The sequence below is a fragment of the Pseudomonas sp. Irchel 3E20 genome (assembly GCF_900187645.1).
Classification (GTDB): domain Bacteria; phylum Pseudomonadota; class Gammaproteobacteria; order Pseudomonadales; family Pseudomonadaceae; genus Aquipseudomonas.
In genome coordinates, this window is sequence record NZ_FYEE01000028.1 from 1 (window position 1) to 2,574 (window position 2,574).

The following is a 2,574-nucleotide window of genomic DNA, read 5'->3' on the forward strand; positions in this document are numbered from 1 at the left end:
GTCGTAGGCCGATTCCCACTTATCGCGTCCGTTTAGTCTGATTTCTAGCCGGAATCGGCGTCGTTACCATCGCGCCTTGCTTGTTTGCGAGGTTGAAATGATGGAGACACTCCTATGGCGTGAGCTGCTTTCCCAGCGTAACCGCCTGCTGCAACTACACACCGTGCTGACCGATGCCTTGCTGGTGGCGCGGTTTCAGGGCACTGAGGCGATCAATCAGGACCTGGCGTTCACCCTCGACTGCCTGAGCCCTGCCGCTTCTCTGGATATCGAGCAATTGCCGGGCACGGCCGTGACCCTGCAACTGGCCCTCAACGATGGCCGCGCCCGCGCGTGGCAGGGCGTGGTGGCACAGGTGTTGGCGCTCGGGGGGGACGGGGCCGTGGCGCGCTATCGATTGCAGGTGGGCAGTTGGCTGGGGTTGCTCAAGCAGCGGCGCAACACCCTGATTTTCCAAGGCCTGGATGCCCTGCAAATCACCGCTCGGGTGTTCGCCGATTACCCCTTGGCGCAGTGGCAGGCCCACGTCACCCAGCCGTTGGTGAAGCGGGCACTGTGCACGCAGCACCGTGAGACGGATTTCGAGTTCATCTGCCGCGTGTGGTCCGAAGAGGGCTTGAGTTTTTACCTCGACCACGACGCCGAGGGCGGTGCCCGGTTGCTGATTGTCGACAGCCAGCGGCAATGGCCGGCGGGCGTGACCCTGCCTTTTAGCCGCACAGACGCGGCGCAACTCGACCACGGCATTCAGCGTTTCAGCGAGCACCGACAGATCAGCAGCGACAGTACCGTCACCTGCTCGTGGAACGCTGCGCAGTTGCTGGGGGTGAGTGGTAGCGCCCAAGCAACGGCCGACGCAGGCCCGGCGCTGCCGCCGTTGCAGGTGTTCGACGCCGCCCCTGGCGCTGTGTTCGCTACCGAGCAGCATGCCCAGGGCAGTGCCGAACAGCAGCTGGGCGCACGGCGCCTGCGGGCCCATGACTTTCAGGGTGAAGGCGCGGAGCCTGGGTTGCAGTTGGGGGTGTGTTATGGGCTGCAGGGCCACCCTGAGCTTGGGCCCTTGCAGTTTTTTTGCCGGGACATCACCCATGTGGCGGTCAATAACCTGGGCGCGCTCATGGCCGCGCACTGGGGCGAGCCTGGCCTGGCGCACGGCACCTATTGCAACCGCTTCATCGCCCTTGCGCCGGGCGTGCCGGTCACCCCCGCACGCCTGCCCAAACCCTTGGCCCAGGGTGTGCAAACCGCCACGGTGGTGGGCGTCGAGCAGCATGCGATTACCAGCCACCGCGACCATCACGTGCGGGTGCAGTTCTTCTGGCAGCGCGGCGAGCGCCCCTTGGCTGGTGGGCGGCCGGACGCCGGGGGGAGCAACAGCCACGCCCCGGGCGATGAAACCAGCGGCACGTGGGTGCCGGTGAGCCAAGCGCTGGCGGGGGCGAACTTCGGCCAGCACTTCACCCCGCGCATCGGCAGCGAAGTGCTGGTGGACTTTTTCAACGCCGACATCGACCAACCCGTGGTGGTCGCCCAGCTCTACAACGGGGTCGCCACACCGCCGTTGGCGGCCTCCATCAGCGGCGTGCACACCCAGGTGCTGGACGGCCAACCCGCCAGCCAATGGCAGTTGGACGACAGCCCAGGACAACTGCGCCAGGGGTTGCTCAATGACACCGCGCAGAGTCGCCTGGCGTTGGGCTACCTGGTGGCCACCCAAGACACCCAGCGCGGTGTCTACCTGGGCCGGGGGTTTGCCCAGTCCACCGGCGGTTGGGGGCAGGTTCGTGCGGGGGATGGCCTGCTGCTGTCCACCAGCCTGCAACCCCGGGCGGGTTCGACCCAGATGAATATGGAAGCGGCCCGAGGCCAGTTACGCGGCGCCATCGCCGCCGCCGAGCGGCTCGACCAAGCCGCCCGGCAGGCATTGGCAGGTGCCGCAATGGCGTCTTGCACCGCGGCCTTGAGCGAGGCGCTCGACCCTCAGGGCGACGCCCGCTACCCCGCCCAGGTCAACGGCCAGGACGCCACCCAACCCGGCAGCGGTTTACCGGTAGAACGCTTCGGCGCCCCGCACCTGGTGCTGGAAACCCCGGCCGACCTGCTCCTCGCCACGCCCGCCAGCAGCAACGCCTTTGCCGCGCAGCAGCTGCAACTGACCAGCCAGCACGACCTGCACCTAAACGCCGGGCACAACATTGCGGCCATCAGCAGCGCCAACCTGCACCTGTACACCGGCGAAGGTGGGGCCAAGGTCATCGCCCAGGAAGGGGCGGTCGGCCTGCAAGCCCACGCCGAGCGCCTGGAGCTACTGGCCGACCAAAGCGCCACCTTCACCGCCACGGCGGGGCGCATCGACCTGATCGCCAAGGACACCCTCGTCCTCCAAGCGGGGGCCAGCCGCATCACCCTGCACGGCGCGGATATCACCTTTGCCTGCCCCGGGGTGTTCAGCGTCAAGGGCAGCGAGCATCCGTTGCTGAACGGGGCAAACAACCAGCCGCAAATACCCGCACTGCCCAGGTCGCAGGCCATGCCGGGGCCGGCGGCGCAGTGGGTGGCGGTGAACTATCGAGA

At 67.2% G+C, this 2,574-nt stretch carries 1 protein-coding gene; it reads left to right on the top strand.

The window, feature by feature from the left end; translation table 11 throughout:
• Positions 1–100 precede the first annotated feature (100 nt).
• The coding region (locus CKW13_RS24035; protein WP_176465183.1) for a type VI secretion system Vgr family protein at positions 101–2,574 on the top strand (2,474 nt) is incomplete at its 3' end.